Genomic DNA, 26710 nt, shown 5'->3' with positions numbered 1-26710 from the left:
AAAAACTATATAATCTACCACTTTCACTATTAAGAGGCAACAGGTGGAACTATAGCTAATTTTTTTATAAAAGCAAAGAGTTTTTAACAAACCTCGCTATATTAGCTATTTTTGTGAACTTAAAGTTGCAATTATCCCCCTTAAAGTTTGCAGTTCTGCACTAGATAATTTATCTATACGTGTAAAAATATTCATAATATTTTGCGTCATATGTAATTTCTTCTCAGGAACTTTAAAAAAATTCTTATTATTTAATTCAGTAAATAAATGTTCAAAAAAATATCCTAATTCACCTCTTGACGCTAACTCCTGTTCATTACTAACATTTACTCTCGACTGTTTACTACGAAACAACTCATAACATATAATAATTACCGACTGGGCAATATTCAGAGAGCTAAAATCTCCGGTATTAATATTAATAATCTTATGGGCATAAGTAATTTCCCTATTTTGCAACCCACAATTTTCACGACCAAACATAATGCCTACCTTAAGACCTGCCGGACAATCTTGACTTAAATTCTCTGATAGAACATAATCTTTATTGATATTACGTGATGCTACAGTTGTTGCATATAAATAATCAATATCCTCGATACTTGCTTCTAAACTATCATAAATCTTAGCATCATCTATGATATCTATCGCCGATACCGCCACACTACGTGCCCGTTTGTTTGGCCAACCATCTCTAGGCATAACAATTCTCAACTCTGAAGCATTAAAATTTTTCATTGCTCTGGCAGTGGCACCGATATTCTCCCCCATTTGAGGTTCTACTAAAATAATAATTGGCATACTCAAATCTTTTGAGCCTGGATGTTTTTGATTTCGAGCCATATTCTAAGACTTAATTATATATTAATTTTTTAAACTTTTGGAGTGTAAGCAAAGCAAACATAGGCTACCGCAAGAGCATCTGCTTCATCAAAGTTACTGATAGCAACTGCCCCTGGTAGTAAAAGCTTAATCATTTGCAAAACCTGATTTTTTTCAGCGTGTCCATATCCCACTACTGATTTCTTAATAACATTAGGTTTAAATTCTCGAAAAGCAACATCATATCCTCCAATAAGTGACATAACCGCCCCTCTAGCATATCCCAATTTCAAAGATGATACACTATTCATATTAACAAAAGTCTCCTCCATCGCAACAATAACAGGTTGATATTGCGTTATTACCTTTTGCAAGGATGCCGTAATGAAGGCTAACCTTTTATGCATCGGTTCACTTGATTTAGTCTTTATCACCCCGCTAGCTAAATATTTCAGAGGATTAGTATCAATTACTCCCCATCCCATACCAGCTAAAGATGGGTCAATTCCTAGTATAACCAAAATTACTCTCCCACTAATAGATTTTTATAAAAAATTATTTAATTCTTCAAATTATTTGAGTATACTAAATATGGTTAGTTATAAATAATTTAATTTGTGCTAAACACGTTGCCACGGCAGTTTCAGTTCGTAGAACATTTGCTCCTAAACTTATTGATAAACTATTGGGTCTCAATGAAAGCATCTTAAGTTCATTTGGTGAAAAGCCACCTTCTGGACCGACAATAACTGAAATATTTGAGTATGATATAGGCATTATTTTTAATAATGTATTATTTTCATCTTCATTTTCATTAGCATATATTATAGAATTATCTAGGTTCCGATCAAGGAAAAGACTAAGTGATGTTAATGGCATAAGAATGGGCGGGGTCAAACGTTCGGATTGTTCTGTAGATTCAATAATACATTTCATCAATTTTTGATTATTAACATTACGAAATTGAGACCTTTCTGTAATTAATGGAATAATTTTTGTCACCCCAAGCTGTACAGCCATATCTATGGCATCTAACATTCTATCACTTTTAATAATCGATATCCCTAAAGTAAGCTCAGGTTCGATTATTGTTTTTCTTAAAATATTAGTAAGTTCAACATGTAAATTATTTTTTGTTATATCGGTAATTTGGGCTATAAACTCACCATCTATACCGTTAAAGATTCTAAAATGATCACCAATTTTTAACCTTAATACTGTTTTAAGGTAGTGGCTATGGTCTTCTGCAAGATTTAACGAATAATTTTCAATTAGTTTGATATTGCTATATATTCTATGAAGACGAGAAATTTTCATAATTTTAACTTCAATGGTCAATTGCTAGACATTTTGACTTTTTTATTTACTTCAAAACATGATTTTAATGACTAGAATTATGTTTTGAAGTAAAAATATATTATTAAGGAAGAAACAACAATGAAAAAAACTAACTCAAACAGAAGGAGATAATATAGTATGAAAAGAAAATTCGAAGATAGTTTGTTTAAAACACTTCACAGAAAGGGTAATCCTTTAGTGTTGTATAATGTTTGGGATGTTGGATCAGCAAAGATTGTAGAGAAGTCCGGGGCGGAAGCATTAGCTACAAGTAGCTTGGCAGTGGCAAACTCTTATGGTTATGAAGATGGTGAAAAGTTGCCCCTTAAATTAGCCTTGCAAAATTTAAAGAATATTATTGAAAAAGTTAAAGTACCTGTAAGTTTTGATTTTGAATCAGGATTTGCATCGGAGTTAAGTAAGTTAACAAAAAATATTGGTCTCATAGTTGAAACAGGTGCAGTTGGTATAAATTTTGAAGATCAAATTATTGGGAAAGAAAAAGCAAGATACTCTATAGAAGAACAATGTAAACGAATTAAAGCAGTTAAAGAAGCTATAAAGGAATCGTTATTTCCTAATATGTTTATTAATGCTAGAACGGATATCTTTCTTCAAAAAGATACATCTGAACATAATGAGCAAGACTTAAAAGAAGCTATAGAACGAAGCAAAGCTTATGCAGAAGTTGGAGCCGATGGGTTCTTTGCACCAGACTTAGCAAATAATAATTTTATAAAACAATTATGTGAATCTTCACCTATTCCTGTTAACATAATGGTGCAGGATGTAACGACAGTAAAAGGTCTCATTGATCTGGGTGTATCTAGAATTAGTTACGGTCCTTTCCCATATATTGCAGTAATGCAAGAATTGGAGAAATCTGCAACCGAAGCGTTAGCGTGTATTATAGATACAAATAAAAAGACGTAATACAGAGGATTAGTACATTTATGGATAACAAAAAAGATGCTACCATAAAAGATAAAAAAGAAAAGCCAGAAGAAATAGGTGGTTTTAAAGGTCAAGAACCAACTATCCATGGAGATTGGCAGCATAAAGGCCGGGTAACTGATTTTTAATGCTGCAATTGTAAATTAATTTATGCCAAGTTTTCATCAAATCAAACTCCTACCATATAATGCCCAAGAATTATTTCACTTAGTTCTTGACGTAAAGTCATATCCTGAATTCTTACCATGGTGTAGGGCTGCTAGAATCATCTCAGAAAATGAGAATCAAATTATAGCTGAATTAGTAATTCAGTTAAAAGGTTTTTCAGACCATTATCAATCAAGAATTATCTACTCAAATGATTTAAATAAGCAGAGATACTCCATTGAAGTCGAGGCAATCTCCGGACCATTTAAATATTTAAAAAATTTATGGCAATTTTCTCAAGAAGATACTGGTAGTAAAGTAGAGTTCTTTATTGATTTTAAAATGAAGTTTGCCATAGTTGACAAATTAGTTGGTATATTTTTTACTGATGCTACTGAAAAAATGGTCGATGCATTTGAAAAAAGAGCCGATAATATGTTGACTAAAGTTTGACTTATGCAGGAAGTCTATTAGTGAGGAGCTACTAAAAGTGGCTCCTCACAATTACTTTTGAAGCTTATCAAGGATTATAATTTTTAATAAAATCAAACTTATAATTTTTCTTACGCAATGCACTAATTAAATTTCGTAAATTCTCTTTACCATTAAAGCAATCTTGGAACATCTCATCATGCATTAATAAAATTAATTTATCAGGTAATGCAGTACCTTGTTCTGCAAATTTATTTGCTATTTCTTCTACTAGATGCTCAACAGATTGTACAGGACAACCATTATTATAGTGTGCCCATTCTAAATCCCATCCATACAGGTAAAAACCATTCTTGTATATACCATCATCATCTATCTTTTCAATGCGATCTTCCTGTTTTGAAATATACGGATCATCTCTACTTAAGTTAGGAAGACGGAATACATTTCTTCCAGGAAGTCTAGTATCAATATGAGAACCTTTTTTAAACCTAGCGTATCATTATTCTTTTTAAGATCATTAATTACATTTGAAAAATCGTGATAAAATTGCTGATAGTGATTATGAGCATGAGAATAACTATGATTTCCTATCTGAATAAAAGGACTTTTTTTAGCTAGCATCACAATATTTTTTGACCAACTACTAGAATCGTGGTGTAATCCTACCATAAACATGGTAACGGGAATCTTCTCCTCAGTCATAACCGTAATGATATTCTTTGTTCCTTTAAGTGGACCATCATCTGAAGTGATATAAATAGTCTGACTTGCGTATGAATAGACAGAATAAAATATACTTGTCATAAATAGTAATAAAAAAAGGTTGAATCTTGTGAAAATTTTTATAATTGTCATTATACTTACCTTAATTAATTAGATTACCCTAAATCAGGTTATTTGGTTATACTAAATTTCTTGGCAACAAATAACATTAGTATCGGAGCAGATATGAAGATAGAAGAATATGTACCAACTATTATCCCAAAAAATACTAATAAGCTAAAGCTATGAATAGCTTCTCCACCAAATATTACTAAAGCTAGGTTTGCCGACAAGGTTGTCACAACTGTTAAAATGGTTCTAGACAAAGTCTCATTAATACTCTGATTAATAATTTGTGGCATTGTTTTCTGATATGATTTCCGTAAGTTTTCTCTAATTCTATCATAGATAACTACTGAATCATTGACAGAATAACCTATTATGGTAAGAATAGCCGCTATGGAAGTTAGATTGAAGTCTAACCTCATCACACTCATAAAACCTAAACTTAGTATGGCATCATGTAGCAAAGCTATCAGTATACCAAGCCCAAAATACCACTCAAATCTAGCCCAAGTATAAGCCATTATGGCAAGAAAAGAAAGAATTAGAGCCGTTATTCCTGATTTTATCAAATGAGCTCCAACTTGTGGACCAACAAAATCTACTTTACGATATTCAAATTTATAAGGAAATTGGTTGCTTAAAGTCAATTTGATCAGCTCAATATTGTGCATTAAAGTGTCTTCACTATTGCTACCAACTCGTATCGACAAATCATTCTGGTTACCAAAATTTTGCAATACTACTTCACCAATCTTAAGGTTATTAAGTACTTCACGCATTTTGGTTAAATCAGGCGATTGATCAAGCCGTACTTCTATAACAATTCCACCAGAAAAATCAATACCAAAATTAAATTTATAAATTCCTATCCATATAATGCTCACAAGAGACAAAATAATGGACATCGTATAGCTTACTTTTTTAAATCTGATAAAATCAAAATTAACTTGCTCAGGCAATAGTCTTAACGGATATAATTTCATTATTAAATATCTTTAATTTATATACCTAAAGCTTGTCTGTACAATTCTAAGATTGCATCTTGTTCAGCCAGCTTATTTCTATCAAGTTTTTTTAGTTTTAACACAGACTTCATAGCCTTGGTATCAAAACCACTGGAGCTGGCTGCATCAAATACATCTTTTATTGCTTCAGATAATTCAGCTTTTTCTTGTTCAAGCCCTTCTATTTGATTTATATATTGTTCTAATTGTTCTTTAGCTATCACTTCTGTCATAAAATTAAATTTTTTTGTTTATCAAGACATCATAATTATACCATATATTTAGTTAACCCTTCTCGGTTTACCTATAGTATATATTATTTTTATTAGCCACTAAGTAATTTATAGATAATTTTGCTATAAATGCTAGAAAAATCTTTATAATAGTTATTACGCCGTTGAACGATCCTTATAAAAATACAGAGCTAGTAAACTTAAAATAGCACAAGCAATTATGTAATAAATAGACGAAGTAATAGTCCCCGTTTTTTGTACAAGATATGCTATCACTAAAGGCGTTGTCCCACCAAAAATACTAGTTGCTATATTATAAGATAATGATAAAGCCGTATTTCTGACATTGGTTGGATAAAATTCAGCTTGCAGGGCAGGTTCAGGACCAATATAACAGGCAGCTAAAATTGATAATACTACTTGAGATATAATTATAACACAAAAATCGCCAGTTTCAATTGCCTGTATCAAAAATGGGATAACTAAAATAATTACCAATAAATTGAACACAAAAATTTTCTTGCGACCAATTATATCCGACAAATAGCCAGAACATAAAGTAACAATTGCCATGATTATATAACAATAATTAGCTAAGTTATTAACTTCATCATTAGTAAAATTACGATTTATCTTCAAAAATGACATTAGATAAGTAGCTTGTAAATAAAATAGTACTGAGCCTGTAGAATTGATAAAGATAGATATTATCATATCAAACCAATAGACAGAGACAACTTTTTTTAGAGGAGACTTTAATATTCCACCATCTTCCTTCATACTTTGAAAACTAGGAGTTTCACTTGTATATTTCTTGATATAAAGTCCAGCAAATAAAATAAAAATTCCTAATAAAAATGGTATTCTCCACCCCCAATCATCAAATTGCTCTGCTGATAAAAAGCTTTGTATGCATTGTGAAATTCCTGAACCAAACAATAAACCAATACAAATACTGGACATTGATACGCTACTACTAAACCCACGATAGGCTACACCTGCATGTTCAATAACAAATGAAATTGAGCCAGTAAGTGCTCCGCCCATTGATAAACCTTGCAACATTCGAACTAAAATCATCAATATAGTTGCAGTAATACCTATCTCGTCATAAGTTGGTAACATACCAATTACAGCTGTTGGCAAAGACATACAAAATATAGATGCACTTAAAGCAGTTCTTCTGCCAAAACGATCTCCAATCACTCCAAAAAACACCCCACCTATTGGTCTCGTTAGATAACCGAGAGCAAATGCCTCAAAAGCATACAATAAAGACGAGCTAGGGTTTGATCCAGGGAAGAATTTTGCCCCTATAATAGGGGCAAAAAGACTAAATAGAGCGTAATCATACCATTCAAATGCATTTGCTATACCGCTTGCAAAAACTAATTTACGTTTATTCATGTGATAATTTTATCATTTTGCACCATATTTTCTTGTGTAATATTATCTTTCTCAGAATATATTATAAACAATGTTGCAGGGATTACTATCAATGCCCCATATAAAGTACTACTTTCAGGAATTTCATTAAAAACAATATATCCAGCTGATGCTGAAATGATTAACTCTAAATATCTATAAGGAGCGATGGCAGTAGCATCAACTAGGGCAAAAGCCTTTAATAGAAAGAATAAAATTAGACTACCTCCTGATCCTAAAATAAATAGCAAAATAAATTCTGAAATATTAGGGGTTTTCCAATACATTATTGATGGTGGTATTGATACTAAAGATGTGATTAGAGCAGAATAAAATAACATGCTAATCATTGATTCTTTTATTACAAATTTTTTGTTAATAATATCTAACATGGCAAAAGATATAGCAGCTAATACAAAAACCAATATTTGTGGGTTAAAATCACTAGCATTAGGTTTCAGAGTAACAACAATTCCAGTAAAGCCAAATAAAGTTGCCGCCCATCTTTGCCAAATAATATTCTCATTTAAGAAGAATACTGCCAAAACCAAGGTAAACAAAGGTATAGCCAGACTAACAATTGTAGCAGTAGTCACTGGAGCAAGCTGTAAACCATAAGTCCAAGATGTCATACCAAAAAATAATAAAACCCCTCTTGCAATATGAACAAAAGGACGATTAGTAATTAGAGTTTGTTTCCCATAATAAAAAATAAACGGTACAAGAATTAATGCACTAAAGAGAAAGCGAAAAAAAGCTACCTCAAAGCTATGTAACCTGAATCCAAGATATTTTGCTGTTATATCATTAGTTACACTAGTTATCATACTTAATACAAACCAACCAATACCAATAAAATAAGTGTTTAATTTATTATTCATATAGACCTAAAATTTTTTAAGTTATTTGTTTTTTATACTTAGTGTTTCTTATATTTAATGTTATAGTATCATCGTTGTTAGACAAGTTTAAAAAATCTTATTATCATTTGATTTCCAGATAAGAAGAATATATATAGTACAGCAATATATTTAAAGCAAGAGAAGGTTTAGTAGTTATGATAAAAGTTGCAAAAAAATTAGGGATATTTCTGTTGGTAAGTTGTGCTAGTATTTCTAGCTTTGCTAATAATACAGGTAATAATGACTATGATGCTGATTATTATGGGGATGAAGGTAATCTAGTATTTAAGATGAGAGCAGTGGGGATAAAATCTAGTGCAAAACAAACAGATTTTCCTAAGGCTACTGCTAAAAATCCAGTATCGATTGGTACCTTTGCCGAGAATGGTTATGGTTTAGATGCGTCCACGTCAATATTCTTTGCTAGTAATGTTGCAGCAGAGTTATCTTTAGGTTTTGATGTATTACGTAATAAAAATAGTAGTTTACAGAATGTGGCTTATAATTATGGTGGTAATCCAAAGGATGTTGGTAAGAGAAAATCTCTTTATATGATCCCATTGACTGTTACAGGACAATATCATATAGCTCCTTTTGGTGCTATCAGACCTTATATTGGTGTTGGTTATCATGGAGCTTATTTTATCAATAAATCCAAAGGGTGTACAGTCAAAAATGGTTACGGTGCTGTATTACAGGTCGGGGTTGATTTATACGCTAAGGATGATACATTGATTAACTTCGATGTAAAAAAGTATTTTCTTAATACCGAGGTTAATTATAAATCTCCTTTAGTAAAAAAGTCTGTCTCCTCTAAAGTAAAGTTTAATCCGCTAATGATTGCCATAGGTGTTGGTTTTAGGTTTTAGGTATAGTCAATTGATGGGAAGTTGGTGACGTCGTCACTCGTCGCTCGCCTATTACTTATAGGCGTCGCTCCATCGTTCCTAGCACCAAATCCCCCTGAATTGACTATATCAGGGCGATTTAAAAGTCTATTGTTGACTTATCAGCTAGAAGAGATTATATTTTTTAGAAAATCACATATTAATTATATTAGTTTACTATGAATTCACAACAGAAATTACCTATACTGCCTAGAGCAACTGCTATTTGGTTAATTGATAATACTGCATTAACATTTAAGCAGATAGCTGATTTTTGTGGAATTCATGAGTTTGAAATTAAAGGAATTGCTGATGGCGAAGTATCTCATGGTATTAAGGGGTTAGACCCAATCGCTGGCAGACAATTAACCAAAGAAGAAATCATACGTTGTACAAAAGATTCAACTAGTAGTTTAAGGATTTCTGTTAATGTTGCATACGATTTGATAAATACCAAGAAAAAACAACAATCTAAGTACACTCCTATTGCTAGACGTCAAGATAAACCAGATGCGGTATATTGGATACTTAAAAATTGTCCAGAAATTTTAGATAATCAAATTGTTAAGTTAGTTGGTACTACCAAATCTACCATAGATGCTATTCGTGATCGTAGTCACTGGAACATGAAGAATATTCGCCCACGTGATCCAGTATTACTTGGAATTTGTAGCCAAGTGGAATTAGACAAGAATATTGAGCAAGCAAAACTTTTACCCCAACAAGAAGAAAAAACCTCTAAAGAATAGGACTATAGTCAATCACCGCGTTGCAACCAATGCCCTTCAGCCGGTGATAGCTCACTTGCCACAGCTCTCCTATCATCAAATACAAAACATTCTCCTTGCCATAAATTGCTATGATTATGGGTATCTTCTAAATATTGTAAGATACCACCTTTAAGATGGTAAACATCATTAAAACCAAGTTTCTTTAGATAGGCTGTTGATTTTTCACATCTAATTCCACCGGTACAATACATCGCTATTTTCTTGCCAACAAGTAGGTCTTTATTTTGTTCTACCCATTTTGGAAATTGCTTAAATGTCTCTGTTTTTGGGTCTATAGCACCTTTAAAAGTACCGATACACACTTCATAGTCATTCCTAGTATCTATTACTACCACATTATTTTGGCTAATGAACTTGTCCCAATCTTTTGCTTCAATATACTCTCCCTTAAGATTGGCAATATCAATATCGCCAACTGCCATAGCAATAATTTCTTTTTTAAGCTTTATTCTCAATTTTTGAAAAGGATGAATATCACAGTAATTTATTTTAATATTTACATCTTCCGCTAACGTAAGGCTGATAATTTCATCTAATAAAAAATTTACCTGTTCTTTTGCTCCAGAAATTGAACCATTAAACCCTTCAGGAGCTAAAAGAATAGTCCCCCTAACCCCTCTTTTCTTGCCAAGATGTAAAATCTTTGGCAGCAAAACTTCAAGATTTTCTAGTTTAGTAAAACTATAAAAACTTAATACTGATATTTTAACATTATTATCCATAGTAAACATTATATTTTTTAAATTTAAAAAGCATATTTATTTCCAACAGTCTCCCACAACTATTGTAATTCCAAGTTAAATTGTCATTCCCATCCACTATTGTCATTCCCGCGTAGGCGGGAATCTAAGACCCCGCACCGAAGCAGGGCTGACACTAAATCAAGCAGGGATGACATCTTTTTATAAAAATATCAAATCTAATTTGTTACCGGCAAAGCTATAAACATAGAAACACCCCTCCTCTGTACCAATAAGATTATATTTTGTTTCTTCATAGTTCTGGCATTTTCATACAACAAATTTAACTGCTCTATAGAAGCTATCGCCTGTTGATTGCATGCTACTACTAAATCACCAATTTTAAATTTGTAATTTTTTCCATCCTTAGCAAGATCAGTTACAATAATACCATTAGCTTTATTGCCAATGGCGAATTTTTGTTTAAAATTATCGGTTAAATTACTAAAAGTAATATTATTTTTTACAATAGAGGTTTTATCACTCACCTTATCGCTTGCTATTCTAGCCTCTGGTTCCTCTTCTTGACTAATCTTACCACTTAGCTCGTGATTCTTACCATCACGTACGACTACAATTTTTACCTCTTGAGCAACGGTAGCTTCAGCAACCATTACCTGTAACCTTCTTGAACTTTTTACTGGTTGTCCAGCAAACTCTATTATTACATCTCCAGGCTTTATACCAAATTTCTCACCTGCACCATCTTTTTGCACTTCTACTACTAATGCTCCATAGGCTTCTTTTAACCCAAATCCTTCAGCTATTTCGTTAGTTACTTCTTGAATTATTATCCCAAGACCACCACGATTAATTTTTCCATTTTGCCTTAGTTGGTTGATAATTGATTTGGTGGTATTAGATGGAATGGCAAATCCAATACCAATATTAGTCCCAGAAGGAGAGAACATTACGGTATTGACTCCTATAACTTCACCATCAATATTAAACATTGGACCACCGGAATTACCATTATTGATAGCCGCATCAGTTTGTATAAAATCATCTACTATACCACTATCAATATCACGTCCTTTTGAAGATATGATACCAGCAGTGACAGTTCCTCCAAGTCTACCAAAAGGATTACCGATAGCAATAACCCAATCCCCTACCCTAGCTTTACCAGAATCCCCAAATTTTACAAAAGGCAAAGGATTTTCTGCCTCAATTTTCAAAAGAGCAAGATCGGTTTTTTGATCACTACCTACTAATTTAGCTAACATTTCTCTATTATCAGTTAATTTTACGTAAATCTCATCTGCATTGGCAACTACATGATGATTAGTAACAATAAAACCAGCCGCATCTATAATAAAACCAGAACCAAGGGGAACAGATTTAGGATTTGAATACATTTCATCAAAATTAAAAGGTAAATTAAAACGCTCCAAAAGTTCATTTAAATAATCAAACGGAAAATATTCAAAAGATTTTTTATGAAAATCTTCTGATTTTTGACTATATTGTACGGTATAAACATTTACCACAGCTGGAATAAGTGGCTCAACAATATCGGCAAAACTATAGCGAGGAGATTCAGAGGCTTTTATTGATGGTACACTAGATTCCTCAGTAGCAGCATCCTTAGTTAACGAAATTTGATTTAATGGAATATTTTCAGCAAAAACAGATGATGCCAACCATAGGCTCATCAGAAAAGCTATAAATAAATATTTTAGTAAATTATTATACTTAATAATATTTTGAACCATATCATCTATTTAATTAACTGTAAAACGTCATAGTCTCGCAATGACATATATGTAAACCAAACGTCATCAATTAACTATTATTTCCCCAAATTTAAATATTTAAATAACTCGGCTTCTGGAGACAACACAAAAGAAGTATCCTCTTTCTTTAAAGTATTTTTATATACTTCCAACGATCTATAGAATTTATAAAATTCTGGGTCAACAGAATAAGCAAGGTTATATATCTTGGCTGACTCCCTATCTCCCTCTCCTTTAATGATTTGAGATTGCATATAAGCTTCAGCAAGCAATATTTTACTTTCTTTATCAGCTCTTGATCTTATGCGAGATCCTTCTTCTTGCCCTTCAGCTCTTATTTGAGTTGCCTCTTTTTCACGAGCAGTTTGCATACGGCGATAAATTGCCGCACTATTTTCTTTCGGTAAATCAGCTCTTAGAATTCTAACATCAATTACATCAAGTCCAAAATTTCTTGCCTCTTGATTAACTTGATTTAGGATATTTGACATTATCTCAGACCTCTCATTGGTAAGAAGGCTAGTTAAAGGTAATCTACCTATAACTTTTCTCATTGAAGATTCTAGGTTTTTATTAAGCCTAATTTTAACGCCCTGGTAGTTATGAACAGTTTTATAAAACATCACAGGGTCAGTAATACGAAATTTGGCAAAAGCATCAACGATTACCCTTTTTCCATCAGAAGCAGTCAGCTCCTTTGCCTCTGCCTCTACGTTTAAGATACGTTTATCAAAAAACTCAACATTTTGAATAAATGGAATTTTGATATTTAATCCAGGTTTTTCAATTGTCCTTACTGCTTCACCGAATTGAAATACCACAGCAGAATAACGTTGATCAACAGTAAACAAAGCACTAATAACTGCTAAGAATAATCCAAGAGCTACAAAACTTATATAATAAATTGTCTTCATCCAGTACTACTCCTTAATTTTATTTTGCTGAATTGCCATATGCGGCAAAACGCCATTAGTACCCATAATAACCTTACTGGTATCCGTTAGAATTTTTTCTATAGCTTCTAAGTAAAGACGATCCTTAGTTATCGATTTATTAGCAACATATTGTGTATAGACAGCAGCAAATCTCTTACTATCCCCTTCAGCCTTTGAGATAACTTCTTGCCTGTAACCTTCCGCTTCTTGCAATATTCTAGCAGCTTCACCCCTTGCTTTAGGCAAAATATCATTATTATAGGATAGCGCCTGATTTATTTCCCGTTCTTTATCAGCTTTAGAAGTTTGTACATCCCTATAAGCATCGATTACTTCAACTGGTGGCTCAGCTTTTAGTAGCTGTACTTTTTCAATTTCAACACCAGCATTATAATGAACAAGGATTTCCCTGGTTAAAGCCTCAATTTTATTAGTAATTTCTTGTTTTTGGTCTGATAATATTGAAGAGATAGGGGTATTGCCGATCACTTCTCTTATCGCACTTTCAGCAACTATTTTTACCGACTCTTCTGGATCGACAATATTAAAAATATATTTTTCCAAATCGCTAATATGCCACATTACGTCACAATTTAGTGCAACAATATTCTCATCACCCGTAAGCATAGTGCTTTCAGCCATTATAGCTTTTGTATTATCCATATTAGATCTAAGGTTATTTGCCGATCTATAACCAATCTCAATTCTCCGAGATTGGTTTACCTTCTCAACTACTACCTGTTCAAATGGCAGAGGAAGGTGATAATTCAAACCAGGAGACCCTTTGCGAACAAATTGACCAAACCTCATTACGGCTGCTTCTTCGCCCTCCTTAACTTCATAAACTCCGGAAGCAAACCAAATGGCAACTAATGATAAACACACTAATATCATTATGTTGTTGTTGAAACCAAAATTATTAAAAAATTCCTGGAAATTAAACTTATTTTTTTTCCTTGGTCTAGTAAATATATTATATTCACCTTTTTCATCCTCTTCAGAATCTCCCCAAGGGGATTTTTTTAAAATTTGATTAAACATTTTATGCTATTGCTATTTTGTTAATTTGTATATTATATCACTAAATATAGTTAGCACTAATACCTTATAAAATAAATTAGGAGGCGGTCTGCGATAACTAATTAATTATATCTTGTATCTCTAACTGCGTCAAGTTCGTTACCAAAAAAATAACCTATTGTAACCTTATTTAAAAAAGATGATTGATATAAACCAGCAACAAATACTAAATAAAATTTCCAGTATTACCTTTAGTGACAATACGAAATTAATCGATATTATATCTAATATTGTAATTAAGGATAAAAATATTGGATTTGCAATTGATATTTTTGGCAAGGATCCTAAGGAAGTTGATGAAATAAAAATTAAAGCTATCAATAAATTAAATGAAATAGCTAATATTGGCAAAATCACTATAGTTTTAACTAGTAGCAAAAATTTATCTAAAAAATCGACTAGTCCAAAAATTAGGCATTTCATTGATGGAGTAAAAAAGGTAATATTGGTGGCATCTGGTAAAGGGGGAGTTGGCAAGTCTACTATAACCGCATTGATAGCCGAGCAGCTAAATCTGGAAGGATATAAGGTAGGAATAGTGGATGCTGATATTTATGGACCATCAATTCCGCAAATATTTGGTATTAGTGATGTGCCAGAAATAGTGTATAATAAAATGACCCCTTTAAAATCGCGGGGCATTGAAATTATTTCTATTGGATTTCTTATTCAGAATAATTCTGCTATTGTGTGGCGTGGTCCAATGGCTAGCAAAACCATTTACCAGCTATTATCTATCACTCATTGGCAGGAGTTAGATTATTTAATTATTGACATGCCACCCGGTACTGGTGATATTCACTTAAGCATTTTAGAGAATTATCACTTAGATGGAGTAATAATAGTAACTACTCCGCAAAAGATGGCGGCAATAGACGTAGTTAGGTCGATTGATTTATACAAAAAATTTAATTTACCAATTTTAGGTATTATAGAAAATATGAGCTATTTAGTTGAAGCAAGTTCAGGAAAGAAAATCGAGATATTTAGTGGCAATAGTGGAGAAAATTTTGCCAAAGAATATAATATACCCTTAATCTGTAAGATTCCTATTGAACCAAAATTATCCTATAATTGTGACAATAGTATTAGTCTTACCGATATAATTAAACTACCAATAAAACAATTTGTTTAATAAGTAGGATTATATGTCAAACATAATCAAAATAGAAGAAGTGCCAGCTATAAAAAGACCTGATTGGATAAAGGTTAAAGCACCAAATTCGTATCAATATCATGAGACAAGAAAGATAATTGAAAATTTAAAATTAAACACAGTCTGTCAAGAAGCAGCCTGCCCTAATATCGGAGAATGTTGGGCAAAAAAACACGCTACAGTTATGATACTGGGCTCTGTTTGTACTCGTGCTTGCCGTTTTTGTAATGTTAAAACTGGTCGCCCTGATTTACTCGATCCGCATGAACCACAAAGATTAGCTCAAGCTGTGATGAAATTAGGACTTGAACATGTGGTAATTACTTCAGTTGATCGAGATGATTTAGATGATGGTGGAGCTGAACATTTTGCCAATTGTATCAAAGAAATAAGACTAGCTTCACCTAGTACCACAATTGAAGTTTTAACACCCGATTTTCTTAAGAAAGAAGGAGCCGCTGACATAATAGCATCAGCAAAACCTGACGTTTATAATCATAACGTAGAAACAGTACCTTCTTTATACAAAACTATTAGACCAGGAGCTAGGTACTACAATTCACTAAGTCTTTTGCATAATGTAAAAAAATTAGACCCTGAAATTTTTACTAAATCAGGTATGATGGTTGGTCTTGGAGAATCGAACGATGAAATTATGCAAGTAATGGACGATTTAAGAGAAGCTAAAGTTGATTTTTTAACTATCGGGCAATATTTACAACCAACCAAAAATCATGCTATAGTTGATAGATATGTTTCTCCAGAAGAATTTAAATATTTTGAAAGAGTTGCCAAAGTTAAAGGATTCTCAATGGTTTCTGCCAGTCCATTAACTCGTTCTTCTTATCATGCTGGTGAGGATTTTCAAAAATTGAAGGATAATATTAGACTTCCCGCATAAGTCTATCAAATCCCAAAATTACTGTAAACATTATAGAAAATGAAAAAAATATCTAAAAAGCATAATACAAAATTATCAGTGATAATATCATTTTTACTCGGTATTGCTACCGGAGTAGGCTATAATGAAATAAATGATACAGCTTCTTGGCATAGTTTTAATGCTGAAACTGATAATTTGAATGTTTGTTTTACCCCTCCATCTGGTTGTGGATCATTAATAGCAAAAGAAATATCTAAGGCTAAGGATAGTATCTATATTCAAGCATTTGGTTTAACTTCACAAAAGATAGTGGATCAATTAATTAAAGCTAAACAAAACGGTATTGAAATAAGGGTATTATTAGATCGTAGTAACTTACACGATAGATATTCTAAAATGCATGAATTGAAACGAGCTGGTATTGATGTATCAATAGATAAAGTACCAGGTATAGCTCACAACAAAATTATGATTATTGATAAAAGCAAGGTGATTACCGGTAGTTTCAATTTTACTAACGCGGCTGATAATAGGAATGCTGAAAACATTTTGTTAATAGAAAATAGTGATATTGCAGAGACTTACTTGCAAAGTTGGCTTAGTCGTCGAGCAAAGAATTAGTGTGAGCGTTCACGGAAAAAAAGTTAAAGTACAAGACATCATTGCGAGTAGTCGTAGCCTAAGGTATAGTCAATTGAGGAGAAGTTGGTGACGTTGTCACTTGTCGCTCGCCTATTACTTATAGGCGTCGCTCCATCGTTCCTAGCCCCAAATTCTCCTGAATTGACTATAGCTACTCGCAGTGACAGAGGAAAGGCTGTCTAGAACCTTAATGGGTTAACTATAAAAATTGTCATAATAAATTTGTGGTCAATTGAATAACAAAATTTGGCATTACTCCTTGCTCAGTTGCGGCAATTTTCAAATGTTGTAATTTTTCCTCGATAGTATGATATTGGCTATGAAATATTGTTGCATTACCTGTTAATACTAAAGCCGAGTCAATTTCTAGGTTATTTGCTCCTAAAATATCAGTAAAGAAAGTATCACCTATCATGAGAACACGTTTCAATGAAATATCGGGTAGTTGCTTTAATACTGCATGATATATATCTAGATGTGGCTTGCCGCTATAAATTACCTCGCCACCAAGTTGTTTTATTTTTGCCGCAAAATATCCAGAACAATATCTCCGTATGCCTTGTTGCACAATTCCAAGGTCTGGGTTGGCACATATAGTAATTATGTTTCTTTTTACTACAGTTTTAAATAAATCATCAAACTCATCTAAATCTAAATCTTTTCTTTCATCGCGATGGAGCGTTAACAGAAAAATATTAGCTTCATTTATATTTGTGGTAATAGGTATCTGCAATTCATTCAGAAGGTCATTATCTTCTGAACCAAGATGATAAACCACTGGATTTTTTATACCAAATCTTTTATCACTTTCTAGTATCATATCAATTGCTACTTCACCAGAGCTAAAAACCATTTCTTCCGTTGCGTTAATACCCCAAATCTTATTAATTTTATTAAATAAGGAATCCCTACTACGCGGAGCATTAGTAACAAAAAAAACCTTCTTTTGCTGTTTAATTATTTTATTAATATTATCAACTACTCCAGGATAAAGCTGATTTCCTTCTACTACCACTCCCCAAAGATCAAATAAAAAAACATCATAATCATCCATTACAGATGAAACATTTCTAACATTTAGTTTTGTCATTGTTATATACACTCTATAAGTTTTTTTATAAGATAATTTAACGTTAGACTGAATAATAAACAATAAATATTTTTAGTAAAATAATATTTGTTAATAAACTGCTTGAAAAATATACACTTGCTGTAATTTTGCTGTATAGTTATCTTTTATCTATTTATTTAATGTAGGGTATGTCAGATAATCAACAAAAATCAATAGCAGAATTAGAATATGGGGCTGACTCCATCAAAGTTTTAAAAGGTCTTGAGGCAGTTAAGAAAAGACCTGGTATGTATATTGGTGATACTGATGATGGTTCAGGATTACATCATATGATTTACGAGGTTGTTGATAATGCCATCGACGAAGCCTTAGCTGGTCACTGTGATCTAATTAAAGTAATCCTAAATGCCAACGGCTCTGTAACAGTGCGGGATAATGGACGTGGAATACCTGTTGATATCCACGAAGAAGAAGGTATATCAGCAGCTGAGGTTATTATGACCCAATTGCATGCTGGAGGTAAGTTTGACCAAAACTCTTATAAAATATCTGGTGGATTGCATGGTGTTGGTGTATCTGTGGTAAATGCCCTATCAGAATGGTTAGAGCTTAGAATTTGGCGAGATAATAAGGAATATTTTATAAAATTTAGAGATGGAACTACTGAAACATCACTCACCCTAAAAGGGGAGTCAGTAGAAAAAAGCGGTACAGAGATTACTTTTTTCCCATCTATTACCACTTTTAGCATGATAGAGTTTAATTTTGCTACTGTAGAGCATAGGCTTAGAGAACTAGCATTTTTAAATTCTGGTGTTAGGATATTGTTAAGTGATCACCGTTTTGCTGAACAGCAAGAAGTAGAATTTTGCTTTACTGGTGGCGTAGAAGCTTATGTCAAATATATAGATAAAGCTAAAACTTCATTACATAAATGTATATCACTCAATACTAATAATCAGGCAACAGGGATTACTTTTGAATTGGCAATGAATTGGAATGATTCATATCATGAAAATATTTTATGTTTTACTAATAATATAAGACAACGTGATGGTGGTACGCATCTTATTGCCTTTAAAGCAGCTCTTACCAGAGTTGTCACAACTTATACCGAGAATATTGGACTCAATAAAAAAAGTAAAGTAAACTTCACAGGGGATGACACTAGAGAAGGATTGTCATGTATTTTATCAGTAAAAGTACCTGACCCCAAATTTTCATCACAAACTAAAGATAAATTAGTTAGTTCTGAAGTCCGTCCTATTGTAGAAAATGCTGTATATACTAAGGTTTTAGAATGGTTTGAAGAGCATCCTAGTGACGCAAAAATAATTATTAATAAAATTATTGAAGCGGCAACTGCTAGAGAAGCAGCCAAAAGAGCAAGGGAATTAACTCGTCGAAAATCAGCCCTGGAAATTTCAAACTTGCCTGGAAAACTTGCTGATTGTCAAGAAAAAGACCCTGCTCTTTCGGAGTTATTTATTGTGGAAGGAGATTCGGCTGGCGGTACAGCAAAGCAGGGTAGAGACAGAAAGTTCCAAGCAATTTTACCATTACGAGGTAAAATCCTGAATGTTGAAAGAGCTAGATTTGATAAAATGTTAAATTCTGAGCAAGTAGGAACGTTAATAACAGCTCTTGGGACAGCTATTGGTAACGAAGATTTTTCTTTGGATAAACTAAGATATAATAAAATAATTATTATGACTGACGCTGATGTTGATGGTTCGCACATCAGAACTTTATTGCTTACTTTCTTCTACCGGCATATGCGGCAATTAATTGATAAAGGATATTTATATATAGCCCAGCCGCCTTTATATAAGGTGAAAAAAGGTAATAACGATTTTTATTTGAAAAATGAACAAGCTTTGCAAGATTATTTAGTAAAAAATACTATTAGTGATGCAACAATTATGTTGTATAATGGACGAGAGATCAGTGGTTCTGATCTTGAGGAGATAATCAAGAAAGCTATCCGGTTCGTTACATTACTTGATCAAGTTGGCAAAAAATTTAATCGTCAAATTGCAGAATGTTTAGCTATCAAAGACTTGTTAGGTAATCAAATATTTGCGGCAGATAAGACAAATGAAATAAACCAGGCCTTGAATATTTTAAATCTTGGTGATATATCACCTGATAAAACAGATTGGCAATTTGTAGTTAGCACCAATAAAATAGAATTTTTCCGCTTTGTTCGGGGACAAAAAGAAAGTAAAATTTTATCAAAAGAACAGCTTGAATCTTTTGAATTTATTCAGCTAACCAAATCATTTACTCCGCTTGCAGATTTATTTATTGAGCCAACAAAGTTATTAATTAAAAACCAGGAATATATTATTACACTGCCTAGTATGCTGATGAATTATATATTGGAAAGCGGAAAAAAAGGTATAGCTATTCAGCGTTTCAAAGGTCTTGGAGAAATGAATTCTGATCAGTTAGGAGAGACAACATTAGACCCTCAAAGAAGAACTTTATTGCAAGTTAAAGTACATGAACAAGATAGTGCTGAAGTAATTTTTTCAACATTAATGGGAGATATTGTTGAACCTAGAAGACAATTTATTCAAGCAAATGCCTTGAATGTAATTAATTTAGATGTTTAATCTAGATTAGAGGATACGGAGTAATGATACAGGATGATTAAAAGTGGATCGCTTCATCGGCTCACGCCTCCTTGCAATAACGTTTAGGTTGCATATATGTCATTGCGAGACCACGCAAGTAGGACGTGGCAATCCATATTTATTGGAAATGAAAAAATAAGCAATATTGCAAAAATAATGAAAATAGCTATTAGCAAATCATAAAAATCTGTTATATTTATAGATATATAAAAACCTAAGATTAAATTATTTAAAAAATTATAAAAATGAATATTCATGAATACCAAGCAAAGATGATCTTGAAGCAGTATGGTATACCTACTTCTACAGGAGTTGTGATATCGCAAAAAGAAGATATCGATAGACTAATTGATGGTTTAGAAGCAGAAATATATGTGGTCAAAGCCCAAATTCACGCAGGTGGTAGGGGTAAAGCTGGTGGTGTAAAAGTTGTAAAAAGTGAAGAAGCGGCAAAAAAGGCAGCTCATGCGATGTTTGGAATTAACCTAATAACTCATCAGACATCATCTGCTGGGCAGAAGGTTCGTCGTCTCTATGTTGAATCTGGCTGTGATATTTTGAAAGAATATTATTTTAGTGCTGTTTTTGATCGTAGTAATAGTAAAGTAACTTTTATAGCTTCTACTGAAGGTGGTGTAGATATTGAAGAGGTTGCTCATAATACCCCACAAAAAATTATCAAAATATCAGTTGATCCGGCAACGGGTATACAACCATTTCATTGTCGTCAAATAGCATACAAGCTTGGCTTTAAAAATGAACAAGCAAAACAAATGATGAAAATTGTTGAGTCAACCTATCAAGCTTTTATTGCAACTGATGCTAACCAAATTGAAATTAATCCATTAATAACAAAACCTGATGGTAGTTTATTGGCACTTGATGCTAAGATTAACTTTGATGATAATGCATTATTTAAACATCCTGATATTTTAAATATGCGAGATAGTGATGAAGAAAATGCTCTTGAAATGCAAGCAAATAGCCTTGGTCTTAGTTATGTCAAGATGGATGGTACTATTGGTTGTATGGTGAATGGTGCTGGATTAGCTATGGCAACAATGGATATTATCAAGCTTTATGGTGCTGAACCAGCAAATTTTTTAGACGTTGGCGGTGGAGCTGATCGTGAGAAAGTAACAGAAGCACTAAAAATAATTTTATCAGATATGCATGTACAAGGAGTTTTAGTTAATATTTTTGGTGGTATAATGCGTTGCGATATAATTGCTGAAGGGATTATTGCTGCAGTAAAAGAGATTGGTATTAAAGTGCCACTGGTTGTACGTTTAGCTGGCACCAATTTTGAATTAGGTAAAAATATTTTAGCAAATTCTGGTTTAAAAATAATCGCTGCAAATGATTTAGCTGATGCTGCCGTTAAAATTGTTGCTGCGGTAAAGTAATTGTATGAACTTAGGCATTATTACGAAATAATTTTTTAACTTTAGTGCCAAAACATCCTGGGAAATTATGACTTCATACAAGCCAAAACATGACAAAATCTTTCGCAAATCTATGGAGAATCCAATAGTTGCTCAAGAATTTTTGGCAACTCATTTGCCGAAGGATGTGTTGGCTTTAATCGATAGCACATCTTTAAAATTAGAAAAAGATAGTTTTATTGAGTCAGACCTTTCTGAAACTATTTCTGATGTATTATTTTCTGTTAAGTTTAATGATCAGGATGGCTATATTTTTTTGCTATTGGAACATCAAAGTACTGTTGATAAAATGATGGCATTTAGATTATTTAAATATATGATTAATATTTGTGATCTATATTTAACTACTAATCCTAAAGCTAAAAGTCTTCCATTAATTTATCCTCTAATACTCTATAATGGCAAGAAGAAATATAACGCACCGCTCAATATATGGAATTTATTTAGCCATCCAGATTTAGCCAGAGGCTTTTGGATAAATGATTGTCAGCTTATTAACGTACATGACATTCCCGATGAAGAACTCAAGAAAAAAATATGGTCTGGAATTTTGTTATTTTTCCTTAAGTACATCCACGAACGTCAATTACTGAAAAGATGGCAAGAAATCTCTCATCTCTTGCCTAGATTGAGTGAAATAACAATAGGCTATGACCATATAAGAAATCTATTACAGTATACTTTGATCTTTATTGAGCAAAATGATAAAATAGAGTTAGAAAAAATATTAAAAAATAGTTTAACTAAAGAAAAAGGAGAAGAACTTATGCCTAGTATAGCTCAAGTATGGAAAGAAGAAGGGATTCAAATCGGAGTACAGGATGGTATTAGAATCGGAGAAGCTAAATTAATAAAAATGATGATAAACAATAGTAGCTCTATTGATGAAGTAGCGAGAATTACTGGACTATCTATTACTAAAATCAATGAATTACTGAAACTACAGTAAATTAATCATTGTAACAAAATAATTTTTTAATTTCTAGGAACTAATTAAGATTGGGTTCTGTTATAACCCAAGATGTTTCGCAAAATTAAAAGGGTACTTTATTACAGCTTCTTAGTCTCAAAAGAGGTCTATTTTAATAACTATCTTAAAGAATACGGAAAAGGCATGTATGTCAATATTAGTTGATAAAAACACAAAAGTAATTTGTCAGGGTTTTACTGGTTCCCAAGGGACTTTTCATTCTGAACAAGCCATTAATTATGGTACTAAAATGGTAGGAGGTGTGACTCCTGGAAAAGGTGGTAATACTCATTTAGACCTACCTGTATATAATACAGTGCATGAAGCAGTTGAAAAAACTGAGGCTACTGCCAGCGTTATTTACGTTCCACCACTATTTGCGGCTGATTCAATTTTGGAAGCTATAGATGCAGGTATTAAATTAGTAGTGTGTATTACAGAGGGTATACCAGTACTTGATATGATAAAGGTCAAAAGGGCATTAGTCGGATCAAAAACTAGATTAATTGGTCCTAATTGTCCCGGCATTATTACCCCTGACGAGTGTAAAATTGGCATAATGCCTGGTTATATTCATAAGAGAGGAAGAGTTGGCATTATATCTCGCTCCGGTACTTTAACGTACGAAGCAGTAGCACAGACTACAGCTACTGGTCTTGGTCAATCCACCTGTATTGGTATTGGTGGAGATCCAGTTAACGGTACTGATTTTGTCGATTGTATTGAAATGTTTTTAAAAGATGATGAAACCGAATCGATTATTATGATTGGTGAAATAGGTGGAGATGCTGAGGAAAAAGCTGCTGAATTAATAAGAAGTTCAAAGATTAAAAAACCAATAGTTAGTTTTATTGCCGGTATTACCGCTCCTGAAGGAAAAAGAATGGGGCATGCTGGGGCAATTATTTCTAATGGACAGGGTTCAGCTGAACAAAAGTTGGAGGCTCTACAGAGTGCAGGAGTTACTATCACTAGATCACCAGCTGATATTGGCAAAACTATGTTTGAATTATTAGGAAGAATTTAAATTTAAGAGAATACACACATACGTCATTGTAATGATACATAAGCCTCAAGCGTCATTGCGAGGAGACACTTTAGTGGCAACGAAGCAATCCAAAGAAGTAACTAGAAATGGCTTGCTTCGTCGGCTTACGCCTCCTAGCAATGACGCTTAAGGCTTATGTATTCCTTATAATTACCTCTTGTACTTTTTTGCAATTTTTAAATCGCCATGAGGGCTATGAGTAAGGTAAAGTTATTTATTGAATTAGCATATTAAGCGGAGACTAAATGCTTAGCAAACTGTATAACGACCTTATTTTACAGATTAAAGCCAATAAATATGATTTCTTAAGGTTTGATCTGATCAAACAAGATGCAATAAAGTATCTTGCCGCTCAGCTTACTGCAAAATATGATACTGTGATTATTATAGGCTTTGGTGCATCTTGCCTAAATGTTAGAGCATTGTTAAGTATGAAGACAGTAGCGACTAAAAAGCTAATATACCTTGATAATTTAGATCAGTTAGCAATTGATAAAAAATTGGCAGTAGTTAATTTAGATAAGGCAGTGTTTTTTTCGTTGAGTAGGTCTGGGAATACCAATGAAACCTATTTATTAACTAAGTATGTTTTAGAAGTTTTGCACGTTCCCTCTGAAAATGTTTATGTAATAGTACCGTTTAGTAATAGCTTGTTATATAATTTAGCGAGGTCTTTTGGTGCAAATTGTTTAGAACATGATAATGTAAGTAGTGGAAGATTTGGTATAATTTCTAATGCTTCTTTGCTACCAGCGACAATTGTAGGAGTTGATATAGATAAAGTTGTTGCAGCTGCTTCCCAGAAAATATCAGATATTATCCTTGATGGCTCTAATATTTGTGAGATAGCTGAGTATTATCTCAATCAATATTCTTTAAATAGACATATGTTAGTTATGTTTAATTATAGTTACCAATTAGATGGCTTATGTAGATGGCAGCAACAAATTATAGCTGAATCGCTTGGCAAGAATGGTTTTGGTATAACTCCTATAATAGCAAAAGGGACATTCGATCAGCACAGTCAGTTGCAACTTTATTTAGAAGGTCCGGATGATAAATTTTATAAAGTTATTACTAACAATAAAGAGAACTCAGAGATTGCAATGAGCTTAGCTGCTCATGCTAACAATATATATAATGCATTAGTGCAAGTCAAGCGACCAGTGATGCTAGAGAATTTTGTACATATCGATGAGTATGCAATTATAGATCAAATTATTCACACAATGTTGAGTACTATGCTAATTGCTAATTACCTAAAAATCGATCCATTTAATCAACCATCTGTTGACCAATACAAGAAGATATAGTTAAAGTATACTAAATTACCGCGAGGAGTTGGCGAAGCGATCACCCCACCTTCCAATATAGAATGTGGGGTATGATTTGAACCATGTCAACCTTACCATCTTTGCAACTCTTTTTTACCATTGAAACCCTAGTACTCATAAGCTTTTCTCCTATAATTTTAATTAATATTTTAAAGATTATTTGAACTTAATTATTACTCAATTTATCGTGAAAATTGGGGCAAATTCTTAAAAATCTGCTATAAAAACGCTATAAAAACATTATTTTTATTAAATTATTACCCTAATATTCAAAAAAATATGTTAATTTGAATACTTAATTAACTTTATATATTAGAAAACAATTAGGTTAATTATGCTAAATAATTATGTAACAAATTTAGTTTAGCTAGATATATACCACCAGTTCATTTCATCTTCCTAAAAATACAACAACCATAGCTTAGAATAGTAAAAATGTTACCCCTCTTGAAAGCTATAATAACAATTTTAGCAACTGTTACTAGGGTGTATCGTCACGAGATTTGAGCCCACATTAGTAAAGCCCTTAAACAAAGACCCGCCATGTATGATTTTGTATTTTTAGCATATCTTGTTGCTATACCACGCCATTCTTTAAATTTTTGAAATGTATTTTCAATAATGTGCCTTAGCTTATATAGATATTTATCTATCTCTCTTTGAATCTTCCTGTTTCTTTTTGATGGTATTACAGGAATTATGTTTGCATTCACAGCCGATTCTATTATGGCGTTTGTATCGTAAGCTTTATCAGCCATAAGATGTTGTGCCTCCATATTCTGGATTAACTCACAAACTTGAGTACAATCATTTCTGGAACCTTCTGTAACAATAATTCTGACCGGCATACCATACGCATCCACGGCCATATGTACCTTTGTATTGAGTCCCCTTTTGTGCGACTAACCGTTTGATTCCCGCCTTTCGCTCCAAGTCCTGCTTTGTGAGTTTTTACAAATGTAGAATCTATCATTAACCATTCAAAATCAGGAGCATTTATAAAAATATTTAGCAAATTCTCCCATATCCCATTATCACGCCATCTACAGAATCTTCTGTGTACATTCTTCCAATTGCCATAATCAGGAGGCAAATCTCTCCATGGAGTTCCCGTTCTAAATATCCACATCACTGCATTTATAAAAGTTCTATTGTCTCTTGCAATACCTCCCCAACAACCTTTCTGACCAGGTAAATTACTTTCTATCTTATTCCAAAGCTCATCGCTTATATCATGTCTTCTATGTGCTAAACTCATTGCTTC

The 26710-nt window shown here is 32.7% G+C and carries 27 protein-coding genes; 13 read left to right on the top strand and 14 right to left on the bottom strand.

The window, feature by feature from the left end:
* Positions 1–105: 105 nt before the first annotated feature.
* From ACFELY_RS04740 to ACFELY_RS04730, 3 genes are all read right to left on the bottom strand, one after another.
* Complete coding sequence (locus ACFELY_RS04740; RefSeq protein WP_375333779.1) at positions 106–843, bottom strand: RNA methyltransferase; 738 nt, start codon at positions 841–843, stop codon at positions 106–108.
* 29 nt (positions 844–872) lie between these two features.
* Positions 873–1343, bottom strand: coding sequence for a crossover junction endodeoxyribonuclease RuvC (gene ruvC / locus ACFELY_RS04735; protein WP_375333778.1), 471 nt, complete (start codon positions 1341–1343; stop codon positions 873–875).
* Between the two features lie 64 nt (positions 1344–1407).
* Positions 1408–2139, bottom strand: a complete 732-nt coding sequence (locus ACFELY_RS04730) for a 16S rRNA (uracil(1498)-N(3))-methyltransferase (protein ID WP_375333777.1) — start codon at positions 2137–2139, stop codon at positions 1408–1410.
* A gap of 159 nt (positions 2140–2298) precedes the next feature.
* Between ACFELY_RS04730 and ACFELY_RS04725 the strand changes: the two genes are divergently transcribed.
* The 3 genes from ACFELY_RS04725 to ACFELY_RS04715 are packed head-to-tail and all read left to right on the top strand — an operon-like array spanning position 2299 to position 3714.
* Positions 2299–3093 carry an isocitrate lyase/phosphoenolpyruvate mutase family protein gene (locus ACFELY_RS04725; RefSeq protein WP_375333776.1) on the top strand — a complete coding sequence of 265 codons (795 nt, stop codon included), beginning with the start codon at positions 2299–2301 and terminating at the stop codon, positions 3091–3093.
* Positions 3094–3113: 20 nt separating this feature from the next.
* Positions 3114–3242: a DUF1674 domain-containing protein gene (locus ACFELY_RS04720; protein WP_375333775.1), complete on the top strand. Its 129-nt coding sequence runs from the start codon at positions 3114–3116 to the stop codon at positions 3240–3242.
* A 22-nt stretch (positions 3243–3264) separates the two neighbouring features.
* Positions 3265–3714, top strand: a complete 450-nt coding sequence (locus ACFELY_RS04715) for a type II toxin-antitoxin system RatA family toxin (protein WP_375333774.1) — start codon at positions 3265–3267, stop codon at positions 3712–3714.
* A 402-nt stretch (positions 3715–4116) separates the two neighbouring features.
* Here the strand turns inward: ACFELY_RS04715 and ACFELY_RS04710 are convergent, their stop codons facing one another.
* From ACFELY_RS04710 to ACFELY_RS04690, 5 genes are all read right to left on the bottom strand, one after another.
* A complete protein-coding gene (locus ACFELY_RS04710) occupies positions 4117–4500 on the bottom strand; it encodes a polysaccharide deacetylase family protein (protein ID WP_375333773.1) in 384 nt (127 codons plus the stop codon).
* Between the two features lie 89 nt (positions 4501–4589).
* A complete protein-coding gene (secF, locus tag ACFELY_RS04705) occupies positions 4590–5507 on the bottom strand; it encodes a protein translocase subunit SecF (protein ID WP_375333772.1) in 918 nt (305 codons plus the stop codon).
* 17 nt (positions 5508–5524) lie between these two features.
* Positions 5525–5761, bottom strand: coding sequence for a DUF2312 domain-containing protein (locus tag ACFELY_RS04700; protein ID WP_094649130.1), 237 nt, complete (start codon positions 5759–5761; stop codon positions 5525–5527).
* A gap of 156 nt (positions 5762–5917) precedes the next feature.
* Positions 5918–7168, bottom strand: a complete 1251-nt coding sequence (locus ACFELY_RS04695) for an MFS transporter (protein WP_375333771.1) — start codon at positions 7166–7168, stop codon at positions 5918–5920.
* Positions 7165–8067: a DMT family transporter gene (locus ACFELY_RS04690; RefSeq protein WP_375333770.1), complete on the bottom strand. Its 903-nt coding sequence runs from the start codon at positions 8065–8067 to the stop codon at positions 7165–7167. Before ACFELY_RS04690 ends, ACFELY_RS04695 begins: the two co-directional genes overlap by 4 nt.
* 176 nt (positions 8068–8243) lie before the next feature.
* Here ACFELY_RS04690 and ACFELY_RS04685 point away from each other — a divergent pair, with 176 nt between their 5' ends.
* Positions 8244–8957, top strand: coding sequence for an OmpW family outer membrane protein (locus ACFELY_RS04685; RefSeq protein ID WP_375333769.1), 714 nt, complete (start codon positions 8244–8246; stop codon positions 8955–8957).
* A gap of 197 nt (positions 8958–9154) precedes the next feature.
* Positions 9155–9724: a cell cycle transcriptional regulator TrcR gene (locus ACFELY_RS04675; RefSeq protein ID WP_375333768.1), complete on the top strand. Its 570-nt coding sequence runs from the start codon at positions 9155–9157 to the stop codon at positions 9722–9724.
* An 8-nt stretch (positions 9725–9732) separates the two neighbouring features.
* On the opposite strand, the gene ACFELY_RS04670 is transcribed toward ACFELY_RS04675, so the two are convergent.
* The 4 genes from ACFELY_RS04670 to hflK all read right to left on the bottom strand — a co-directional run bounded on the left by ACFELY_RS04670 (position 9733) and on the right by hflK (position 14218).
* Positions 9733–10488 (bottom strand): rhodanese-like domain-containing protein, encoded by a 756-nt coding sequence (locus ACFELY_RS04670; protein WP_375333767.1) that lies wholly within the window; start codon positions 10486–10488, stop codon positions 9733–9735.
* Between the two features lie 197 nt (positions 10489–10685).
* Positions 10686–12221: a Do family serine endopeptidase gene (locus ACFELY_RS04665; RefSeq protein WP_375333766.1), complete on the bottom strand. Its 1536-nt coding sequence runs from the start codon at positions 12219–12221 to the stop codon at positions 10686–10688.
* A 77-nt stretch (positions 12222–12298) separates the two neighbouring features.
* The gene (hflC, locus tag ACFELY_RS04660) at positions 12299–13156 is read right to left on the bottom strand and encodes a protease modulator HflC (RefSeq protein WP_094649661.1); all 858 of its coding nucleotides are present in this window, start codon (positions 13154–13156) and stop codon (positions 12299–12301) included.
* A gap of 6 nt (positions 13157–13162) precedes the next feature.
* Positions 13163–14218 (bottom strand): FtsH protease activity modulator HflK, encoded by a 1056-nt coding sequence (gene hflK, locus ACFELY_RS04655; RefSeq protein WP_375333765.1) that lies wholly within the window; start codon positions 14216–14218, stop codon positions 13163–13165.
* Between the two features lie 178 nt (positions 14219–14396).
* On the opposite strand from hflK, the gene ACFELY_RS04650 reads away from it, so the two are divergent.
* Genes ACFELY_RS04650 through ACFELY_RS04640 form a run of 3 tightly spaced genes read left to right on the top strand, consistent with a single transcriptional unit; the run spans position 14397 to position 16917 of the window.
* Positions 14397–15392 (top strand): Mrp/NBP35 family ATP-binding protein, encoded by a 996-nt coding sequence (locus tag ACFELY_RS04650; protein ID WP_375333764.1) that lies wholly within the window; start codon positions 14397–14399, stop codon positions 15390–15392.
* A 13-nt stretch (positions 15393–15405) separates the two neighbouring features.
* Positions 15406–16314: a lipoyl synthase gene (gene lipA / locus ACFELY_RS04645; protein ID WP_341759364.1), complete on the top strand. Its 909-nt coding sequence runs from the start codon at positions 15406–15408 to the stop codon at positions 16312–16314.
* A gap of 48 nt (positions 16315–16362) precedes the next feature.
* Entirely contained in the window at positions 16363–16917 is a 555-nt protein-coding gene (locus ACFELY_RS04640) for a phospholipase D family protein (protein WP_375334136.1), read from the top strand.
* A 232-nt stretch (positions 16918–17149) separates the two neighbouring features.
* Here ACFELY_RS04640 and ACFELY_RS04630 read toward each other — a convergent pair whose 3' ends face one another.
* The gene (locus ACFELY_RS04630) at positions 17150–18028 is read right to left on the bottom strand and encodes a TIGR01459 family HAD-type hydrolase (protein ID WP_375329938.1); all 879 of its coding nucleotides are present in this window, start codon (positions 18026–18028) and stop codon (positions 17150–17152) included.
* A 170-nt stretch (positions 18029–18198) separates the two neighbouring features.
* On the opposite strand from ACFELY_RS04630, the gene gyrB reads away from it, so the two are divergent.
* The 5 genes from gyrB (at position 18199) to ACFELY_RS04605 (ending at position 25425) form a co-directional block, all read left to right on the top strand.
* Positions 18199–20628 (top strand): DNA topoisomerase (ATP-hydrolyzing) subunit B, encoded by a 2430-nt coding sequence (gene gyrB, locus ACFELY_RS04625; protein WP_375333763.1) that lies wholly within the window; start codon positions 18199–18201, stop codon positions 20626–20628.
* Positions 20629–20894: 266 nt separating this feature from the next.
* On the top strand, positions 20895–22055 hold the full coding sequence (gene sucC, locus ACFELY_RS04620) for an ADP-forming succinate--CoA ligase subunit beta (RefSeq protein ID WP_375333762.1): 1161 nt from the start codon (positions 20895–20897) through the stop codon (positions 22053–22055).
* 67 nt (positions 22056–22122) lie between these two features.
* The gene (locus ACFELY_RS04615) at positions 22123–23043 is read left to right on the top strand and encodes an Rpn family recombination-promoting nuclease/putative transposase (protein WP_375333761.1); all 921 of its coding nucleotides are present in this window, start codon (positions 22123–22125) and stop codon (positions 23041–23043) included.
* A gap of 169 nt (positions 23044–23212) precedes the next feature.
* Positions 23213–24091 (top strand): succinate--CoA ligase subunit alpha, encoded by an 879-nt coding sequence (sucD, locus tag ACFELY_RS04610; RefSeq protein ID WP_341759370.1) that lies wholly within the window; start codon positions 23213–23215, stop codon positions 24089–24091.
* Positions 24092–24357: 266 nt separating this feature from the next.
* Positions 24358–25425 (top strand): hypothetical protein, encoded by a 1068-nt coding sequence (locus ACFELY_RS04605; protein WP_375333760.1) that lies wholly within the window; start codon positions 24358–24360, stop codon positions 25423–25425.
* 515 nt (positions 25426–25940) lie between these two features.
* On the opposite strand, the gene ACFELY_RS04600 is transcribed toward ACFELY_RS04605, so the two are convergent.
* A protein-coding gene (locus ACFELY_RS04600) for an IS5 family transposase (protein ID WP_375333759.1) occupies positions 25941–26704 on the bottom strand; the annotation gives its coding sequence in 2 pieces (ribosomal slippage) (positions 25941–26347 and positions 26347–26704; 765 coding nt in all).
* Positions 26705–26710 lie beyond the last annotated feature (6 nt).

The organism is Candidatus Tisiphia endosymbiont of Xenochironomus xenolabis (genome assembly GCF_964264705.1).
Lineage (GTDB): Bacteria > Pseudomonadota > Alphaproteobacteria > Rickettsiales > Rickettsiaceae > Tisiphia.
This window is presented reverse-complemented; position numbering and strand designations above follow the sequence as displayed.

Excerpts from the sequence above, each read along its gene's own strand:
- ACFELY_RS04740 (WP_375333779.1), bottom strand. The coding sequence starts at position 843 with ATGGCTCGAAATCAAAAACATCCAGGCTCAAAAGATTTGAGTATGCCA.
- ACFELY_RS04730 (WP_375333777.1), bottom strand. The coding sequence starts at position 2,139 with ATGAAAATTTCTCGTCTTCATAGAATATATAGCAATATCAAACTAATT.
- ACFELY_RS04725 (WP_375333776.1), top strand. The coding sequence starts at position 2,299 with ATGAAAAGAAAATTCGAAGATAGTTTGTTTAAAACACTTCACAGAAAG.
- ACFELY_RS04720 (WP_375333775.1), top strand. The coding sequence starts at position 3,114 with ATGGATAACAAAAAAGATGCTACCATAAAAGATAAAAAAGAAAAGCCA.
- ACFELY_RS04715 (WP_375333774.1), top strand. The coding sequence starts at position 3,265 with ATGCCAAGTTTTCATCAAATCAAACTCCTACCATATAATGCCCAAGAA.
- ACFELY_RS04710 (WP_375333773.1), bottom strand. The coding sequence starts at position 4,500 with ATGACAAGTATATTTTATTCTGTCTATTCATACGCAAGTCAGACTATT.
- secF (WP_375333772.1), bottom strand. The coding sequence starts at position 5,507 with ATGAAATTATATCCGTTAAGACTATTGCCTGAGCAAGTTAATTTTGAT.
- ACFELY_RS04700 (WP_094649130.1), bottom strand. The coding sequence starts at position 5,761 with ATGACAGAAGTGATAGCTAAAGAACAATTAGAACAATATATAAATCAA.
- ACFELY_RS04695 (WP_375333771.1), bottom strand. The coding sequence starts at position 7,168 with ATGAATAAACGTAAATTAGTTTTTGCAAGCGGTATAGCAAATGCATTT.
- ACFELY_RS04690 (WP_375333770.1), bottom strand. The coding sequence starts at position 8,067 with ATGAATAATAAATTAAACACTTATTTTATTGGTATTGGTTGGTTTGTA.
- ACFELY_RS04685 (WP_375333769.1), top strand. The coding sequence starts at position 8,244 with ATGATAAAAGTTGCAAAAAAATTAGGGATATTTCTGTTGGTAAGTTGT.
- ACFELY_RS04675 (WP_375333768.1), top strand. The coding sequence starts at position 9,155 with ATGAATTCACAACAGAAATTACCTATACTGCCTAGAGCAACTGCTATT.
- ACFELY_RS04670 (WP_375333767.1), bottom strand. The coding sequence starts at position 10,488 with ATGGATAATAATGTTAAAATATCAGTATTAAGTTTTTATAGTTTTACT.
- ACFELY_RS04665 (WP_375333766.1), bottom strand. The coding sequence starts at position 12,221 with ATGGTTCAAAATATTATTAAGTATAATAATTTACTAAAATATTTATTT.
- hflC (WP_094649661.1), bottom strand. The coding sequence starts at position 13,156 with ATGAAGACAATTTATTATATAAGTTTTGTAGCTCTTGGATTATTCTTA.
- hflK (WP_375333765.1), bottom strand. The coding sequence starts at position 14,218 with ATGTTTAATCAAATTTTAAAAAAATCCCCTTGGGGAGATTCTGAAGAG.
- ACFELY_RS04650 (WP_375333764.1), top strand. The coding sequence starts at position 14,397 with ATGATTGATATAAACCAGCAACAAATACTAAATAAAATTTCCAGTATT.
- lipA (WP_341759364.1), top strand. The coding sequence starts at position 15,406 with ATGTCAAACATAATCAAAATAGAAGAAGTGCCAGCTATAAAAAGACCT.
- ACFELY_RS04630 (WP_375329938.1), bottom strand. The coding sequence starts at position 18,028 with ATGACAAAACTAAATGTTAGAAATGTTTCATCTGTAATGGATGATTAT.
- gyrB (WP_375333763.1), top strand. The coding sequence starts at position 18,199 with ATGTCAGATAATCAACAAAAATCAATAGCAGAATTAGAATATGGGGCT.
- sucC (WP_375333762.1), top strand. The coding sequence starts at position 20,895 with ATGAATATTCATGAATACCAAGCAAAGATGATCTTGAAGCAGTATGGT.
- ACFELY_RS04615 (WP_375333761.1), top strand. The coding sequence starts at position 22,123 with ATGACTTCATACAAGCCAAAACATGACAAAATCTTTCGCAAATCTATG.
- sucD (WP_341759370.1), top strand. The coding sequence starts at position 23,213 with ATGTCAATATTAGTTGATAAAAACACAAAAGTAATTTGTCAGGGTTTT.
- ACFELY_RS04605 (WP_375333760.1), top strand. The coding sequence starts at position 24,358 with ATGCTTAGCAAACTGTATAACGACCTTATTTTACAGATTAAAGCCAAT.